This window comes from Limnohabitans sp. JirII-29 (assembly GCF_003063395.1).
GTDB lineage: Bacteria > Pseudomonadota > Gammaproteobacteria > Burkholderiales > Burkholderiaceae_C > Limnohabitans.
This window is the reverse complement of sequence record NZ_NESB01000001.1, coordinates 525,358-531,651: the sequence shown is the minus strand read 5'-3', so window position 1 is coordinate 531,651 and position 6,294 is coordinate 525,358. Positions and strand designations below refer to the sequence as shown.

The window sequence follows — 6,294 nt, the reverse complement described above, 5'->3', positions numbered from 1 at the left end:
CCGTTGAACGCTTGTGACCACCTCAACCCGATTGGGCCTTGCTGAAGACATAGTCATATCCATAGTCGTATTCCTAGTTGTTAGTTTAAGGAATACCAACGGGACTGTTTTTCAGGGGGCTAACTCAATGCCCCTGAGGGGCTCCAAGGTGTGCCAGTCTACCGAGCTCGGGGCAGCATTTTCTAGCACATCAAGCAAGACTTGACGAAGCGCGGCAGGACTTTGTGAGATGACCACCCCAAACTCTGTGAGCAGCCCACGAATGCAGTTGATACAGGCGGTAAGGTGCTGCCAGATGCACTGCGATAATACGAGGCTGCAAGCCTATGACGTTCAACCAGCGCGCTGAGTGATGGGCCCCCGAGCAGGCTTCAATGCTAATCAGGCACGGTAGTAGCGAAGCGATGATTTCGAGCAGTTTGGCACAATGCAAATTGGTGCGCACTTGTGCGGGCTTACTCGCCTCATCCACGACGTGAACAGAGAAACGTTCTTTGCCAAATCAATGTCAACGATTAAGCTTGTCATGAAACTTTTCACTTCCAAAAGCAAGTGATCTGATGAAAATTTTGCCCCTTCAATCTTGGCACTCAATTGTCGTAAATCGCAACGCTAACGGGGCGCAGATCACTGGGGACGGGGAAGTTCCTTTCATTCGCTATGCAGCTTAGTCAACATATCCAAGAGTGGTTGCAATGGATGCTCGTCACAAGCATTCCGATGCGTCAATTAGACGAACTTGGCAACCCTGTAGGAATCGCTTCAGGCTGCTTGGTTCTCTGTGCTGGCCGGAAGTTCATACTTTCTGCCCGTCATGCGGTGAAGCCGGAATCCAAAGGATGGGCAATTGAACTAGGCTACGACAGCGAAAAAGGTACTGAGATGTGCTGGCCAAATAACTTCTCTTACATGGCGGAAATGAAGAAAGGGTCTGGCATCCTAGAAGACGTCGACTTCTGCTTCGCTGAAGTCCCAGCAGATCTGAAGTCGACATATGCCCATAGAACGCCACGATCAGTATCAGACGTTCGTCCGCGGTACATATTCGAAGTCGAGAACTTCGTTGAGCCAAGCCCGACTGCAATATATGCTTTTGCGGGCGGGGTCAAACCAGAGATGCACAGCCCCAATTTATTTGCCGTTGAAATGAACGTATATCCAAATCTACGCTTCCTGCGCAGTGAAGGAGCATTTCACGTGTTCAAGTTACCCGTTGATCATCCCGGACACGAGTCATTTAGAGGCTGTAGCGGCGCTCCTATTGTGGATACGCAACGTCGCGTTGTCGCCCTCGTAAGTAGAGGTGACGAAACGGAAGGCACAATAAGAGGGGTAGCCATTTCGCGAGTGGTCACAGCCTTGAACTGGTATTGCAAGATCTGCGGTGCTTCATAACCCTACATTCGAGGCAACCTGCGGGAAAAGCAGTCCAGGTGCATCAACTCCACCTCATTTCGTAAAGAGGAGTTTTGTGAGTCGACTTATCTCCGCCGTCATGGCACTTACAACCGTTGCGGCCGCGAATGCGATGACGTTTGAAGTCGTCATGTTGAATGAGGAGCCCGCAATACGCGCGCGCGGCGAAATTATTCTAGGAGATGCTACGCGCCTCAAGGCTGTCTTGACCCCTCGAGCTAAACACTCCTACGGATACTTCACCCTCATCCTGGATAGCCCCGGCGGCAACGTCGCTTCAGCCTTCGAAATTTCGCGAGTTATAGACGCTCACTATGTAAATACTTATGTAGAACCTGGCGGTAAATGCATATCTGCGTGCGCAGCGATAGTCTTCATCGCCGGTCGAGAGCACATCAATGTGCCCGGTGGTCTACTCGGCTTTCATGGATGCTACAACTCAGGTACGAAGAGAATCGAACCTATGTGCAATGACGACATTTCAAAACACGCATTCGCGCACGGAACGTCATATGGTGCGGTAATGGCATTTATTGAGAAAATCCCACACAATCAAATTATCTGGATTAATAGTCAGCAGGCTGACTGCTGGGCCCTTAACCGGTACGACATCAGCCCAAAGCCGGCAAATTACATGAAATGCGTCTTCGACATGGTCAAAGAAATGAATCGATGAGTGCACCTTTAGCGTTGCGGCATAACGAGTTTTTCGACACAGACACACATAGCAACAATCGCGACCACCCCAGCACCAAAGAAGAAGCCTCCCGTTTATGGTCAAGTCAGTAGCCTTTCGGACGAACTCTTGAAGCGCGTCCACCAGACTTCGGTCACGTTCGGAAATGCGAAAGCCATTGATCTCTTTGCGTACAACTTGATAACGAAGAAGTTGTAGAACGTTCAAGTAAAGTCCTACCGGAAGAAAAATTTCTTTCGAGGCTAGAGCCGCGATGAGTTCGAGCAGCTTAGTGCGAGGCACATTTGGGCGGACCACTGCTGACTTGTCCATCTAATCCACGCAGTGAACAGCGAAAACGCACTTTGACAGATCAATGGACTCCCTTTCATTCGTCAAGCCCTCCCTTCCATGCGAAGGCGCACACAGGGCCACATCCACGATGTGGCCCTGTTTTTTTAGTCGAGCTTCATGTCACGGATAACCGAACGGAACTGGTCCATCTGGCGGCGCAGCATGGCGTCTTGTTCGGCGGGGGTGGAGCCCACGGGATCGGCGCCCAAATCGGCCAAGCGCTTCATCACCTCGGGGTTGCGCACGGCCGCAGCAATTTCTTTTTGCAAACGATCAATGATGTCTTTGGGCGTTTTGGCGGGTGCGAACACGCCGTTCCAACCTTCCAGCTCCAGCGAGGCAAAACCGAGTTCACGCACCGTGGGTACATCGGGCAAGCTGCCAATGCGCTTGGACGCGGTGGTGGCAATGGCACGCAAACTGCCATTGCGAATTTCGGCCAGCGACGACGACAACTGGTCGCCACCGATTTGAATGCGTCCGCTGAGCAACTCTTGTTTCAGCGGTGCCGCACCTTTGAAGGGCACATGCTCCATCTCCACCTTGGCGTCGCGTTTGAACGCTTCGCCCAGCACGTGCACCGCAGTGCCAGGCCCGGTGGAGCCGTAGTTGTATTGCAGGCTTTTGTTGGCCTTGAGCAAGTTGGCCAGCTCACGCAAATCCTTGGCGGGCACCGCAGGGTTGGCCGTCAACACAAACGGCACGTACACCGCAATCGACACGCCTGCGAAATCGGTCTCTGCGTTGAACGGCGAGCGGTTGGCCAAGGACTGCGCCACATACGACAGGGGGAACGAAATGTTGTGCATCAACAGCGTGTAGCCGTCGGGCGCGGCCTTGGCCACCAAGTCTGCGCCAATGGCACCACCGGCCCCGCCCTTGTTGTCCACCACCACGGGCTGGCCCATGGTCTCGCTCATGCGTTGCGCCACGATGCGCGCCACGATGTCGGTGGTGCCACCCGCTGGGAATGGCACGATCAACTTGATCGGTTTGGAGGGATACGCTTGCGCCATCACCGCAGTGCTGCTGAGCGCGGCAAGCGCCACCAGCCCAGTGGCCAAGACCTGAACCATGCGTCGTTTCGTGAATGCCATGTTGTGTCTCCTCGGGTTTAAAACTTGACGTGCTCGCTGCCTTTGAGTTGCAGCATTTCACGGGCTTCATCGGGGGTGGCCACTTCGTGGCCCAGGCCCTCAATGATTTGGCGCACCTGGCGCACTTGGTCGGCGTTGCTTTTGGCCAAGGTGCCCTTGCCTTGCCACAGGCTGTCTTCCAAGCCCACACGCACGTTGCCGCCCAGGCCAATCGACAAGGTGGCAATGCGCATTTGGTGGCGACCACCGCCCAGCACCGACCATTGGTAGTCTTTGCCAAACAAACGGTCTGCCGTGCGCTTCATGTGCATCACGTCCTCTTCGTGCACGCCAATGCCGCCCAAAATGCCAAACACCGACTGCACAAAAAATGGCGGCTTGATCAAGCCACGCTCGGCAAAGTGCGCCAGGTTGTAGAGGTGGCCAATGTCGTAACACTCCAGCTCAAAGCGCGTGCCATTGGCGGCACAGGCGGCCAAGGCGTATTCGATGTCTTTGAAGGTGTTGCGGAAAATCAAATCACGGCTGCCCTCTAAATGCTCTTTCTCCCAGGGGTGCTTGAAAGTTTTGAAACGCTCCAACATCGGGAACAAGGCAAAGTTGATGGAGCCCATGTTGAGCGACGCCACCTCGGGCGCAAAGCGCAGCGAGGGCTGAATGCGTTCGTCAATCTTCATGAACGGCGAACCACCGCTGGTGAGGTTCAGCGCAGCGTTGGTGCGGGCTTTGATTTGCGGCAAGAACTTGGCAAAGGCCTCGGGGCTTTGGTCGGGTTTGCCGGTGATCGGGTCGCGCGCGTGCAAGTGGATGATGGCAGCGCCTGCTTCGGCAGCGCCCACCGAGGCCTCAATGATTTCCTCGGGTGTGACGGGCAAATACGGGGACATGGACGGGGTGTGGATGGCCCCCGTGACAGCACAGGTGATGATGACTTTGGACATGGTTCGCCGTGGACAAATAAGACCGACGCATCGTATTTCTCGACCTGTGTTTTCACACGCGCGTTAACCCTCTGACGCCCTGTGAGCATGCCAAAATCTGTCGCATGCGGCACACCTGTGACTCGGGTAGACACCGCATCTGCTTGTCTAATCCACGCTGACGCAGCCACGTGTTGCACACATTTTTCTCACCCTCATGTTTCAAAGGAATTCACATGTCCAAACTCACGCTTGACGCCGCCCTGAAGATTGCACAAGAAGCCGCCAAAGCCGCCCGTGCAGCCGGTTACCAACCCATGGGCATCGCGGTGCTCGACCAGGCGGGTGACTTGGTGACCTATGTGCGTGAAGACGGCGCCAGCATGTTCCGCTTTGACATTGCCAAGGCCAAGGCCTGGGGCGCGGTGGGCATGGGTGTGTCCAGCCGCGTGTTGGCCACGCGCGCCAAAGACAATCCCAACTTCTTTGTGTCCTTGTCGGCCACCTCGCAAGGTCAGTTCTTGCCCCAGCCCGGCGCCGTGCTGATCAAAGACGCGCAAGGCCACATCTTGGGTGCTGCGGGCGCGAGCGGCGGCACCGGTGACGAAGACGAAAAAATCTGCATCGCCGGCATCGAAGCCGCTGGCTTGGTCGCAGGCTGAACGCCCTCCTCGCCTAGGCTTGCATCACCTTCGCCAACAACGCGGGGGTGATGTCGGCCACACGGCGCACGCCACACAGTTGCATGGTGCGCACCAGCTCGGTCTGCAAAATTTCCAGTGCGCGTTGGGCGCCGCGCTCGCCGTCTGACACCGCACCAAACAAGGTGGCGCGCCCGAGCAGCACCCCACCAGCCCCCAGCGCCAGCGCCTTGACCACGTCTTGGCCTCGGCGCACGCCACCGTCCACCCACACCGGCACACGTTGTGCCGCCGCTTGCACCACGCCAGGCAAAGCATCGAGTGTGGCCACGGCACCGTCGAGCTGACGCCCGCCATGGTTGGAGACCACCAAGGCGTCACACCCCATGGCACAGGCACGGTCGGCATCGTCGGGATGCATCACCCCTTTGAGGATGAGCCGACGCGGCCACAGGTCACGGATTTTTTGCAAGGCCGCCCAATCGAAAGACGCGTCGTAATTGCGCCCCACCGACGACGCCATGCTGGATGCGCTTTTGGCTTGATCGTCCAAACCAATCAGGTTCTCCATCACCGGCATGCCTCGGCTGAGCATGTGCCAGCACCAACCGGGCTTTTGTGCAAAGTCCCACACGTTCTTGGGCGTGAAGCGAAACGGCACCGAGAAATGGTTGCGCTGGTCACGCTCGCGTTTGCCCCCCACAGGCAAGTCCACCGTGATCATCAAGGCCTCGTACTCGGCCACACGGGCACGCTCAATCATACGGGCCAAGAAGGCTTTGTCTTTGAGGATGTAGGCCTGAAACCACAAGCGCCCAGGGGCTGCGTCGGCAATGCGCTCGATCGACGCTGTGGCCGTGCTCGACAGTGTGTAGGGAATGCCCGCGGCCACCGCGGCCTTGGCAATGGCCACATCGCCGCCCGGATAACCAAAGCCCACCGCACCCGTGGGCGCAATGGCCATGGGCATGGCAGTGGGGCGGCCAAAGATATCGGCGTGGGTGTCGATCTGCGACACGTCTTGCAACACCCGTGGCAAAAAGCGGTGGCGCTGAAAGGCTGCGCGGTTGGCAGCCAGTGTGATTTCGTCTTCGGCCCCGCCGTCGAAAAAATCAAAGATCGCGCGCGGCAAACGCCGCTGCGCCGCAGCGCGCAAATCAGCAATGGAATAAGCAGCCGTCATGTCCATC

Annotated in this window: 6 protein-coding genes; 3 read left to right on the top strand and 3 right to left on the bottom strand. The window is 56.6% G+C overall.

Translation table 11 applies throughout. The features are described 5' to 3' along the window. The first annotated feature begins 720 nt into the window (after positions 1–720). Both B9Z39_RS02590 and B9Z39_RS02585 read left to right on the top strand, forming a co-directional pair. Positions 721–1,395, top strand: coding sequence for a hypothetical protein (locus B9Z39_RS02590; protein ID WP_146183264.1), 675 nt, complete (start codon positions 721–723; stop codon positions 1,393–1,395). Between the two features lie 100 nt (positions 1,396–1,495). Beyond that, a complete protein-coding gene (locus B9Z39_RS02585) occupies positions 1,496–2,092 on the top strand; it encodes a hypothetical protein (RefSeq protein ID WP_108300604.1) in 597 nt (198 codons plus the stop codon). A gap of 458 nt (positions 2,093–2,550) precedes the next feature. Here B9Z39_RS02585 and B9Z39_RS02580 read toward each other — a convergent pair whose 3' ends face one another. Both B9Z39_RS02580 and B9Z39_RS02575 read right to left on the bottom strand, forming a co-directional pair. Further along, positions 2,551–3,543: a tripartite tricarboxylate transporter substrate binding protein gene (locus tag B9Z39_RS02580; RefSeq protein WP_233248901.1), complete on the bottom strand. Its 993-nt coding sequence runs from the start codon at positions 3,541–3,543 to the stop codon at positions 2,551–2,553. Positions 3,544–3,560: 17 nt separating this feature from the next. After that, positions 3,561–4,484: a 3-keto-5-aminohexanoate cleavage protein gene (locus B9Z39_RS02575; protein ID WP_108300603.1), complete on the bottom strand. Its 924-nt coding sequence runs from the start codon at positions 4,482–4,484 to the stop codon at positions 3,561–3,563. A gap of 215 nt (positions 4,485–4,699) precedes the next feature. Here B9Z39_RS02575 and B9Z39_RS02570 point away from each other — a divergent pair, with 215 nt between their 5' ends. Continuing rightward, positions 4,700–5,125 carry a heme-binding protein gene (locus B9Z39_RS02570; RefSeq protein WP_108300602.1) on the top strand — a complete coding sequence of 142 codons (426 nt, stop codon included), beginning with the start codon at positions 4,700–4,702 and terminating at the stop codon, positions 5,123–5,125. A gap of 13 nt (positions 5,126–5,138) precedes the next feature. Here the strand turns inward: B9Z39_RS02570 and B9Z39_RS02565 are convergent, their stop codons facing one another. Next, positions 5,139–6,287, bottom strand: a complete 1,149-nt coding sequence (locus tag B9Z39_RS02565) for an alpha-hydroxy acid oxidase (protein WP_108300635.1) — start codon at positions 6,285–6,287, stop codon at positions 5,139–5,141. Positions 6,288–6,294 lie beyond the last annotated feature (7 nt).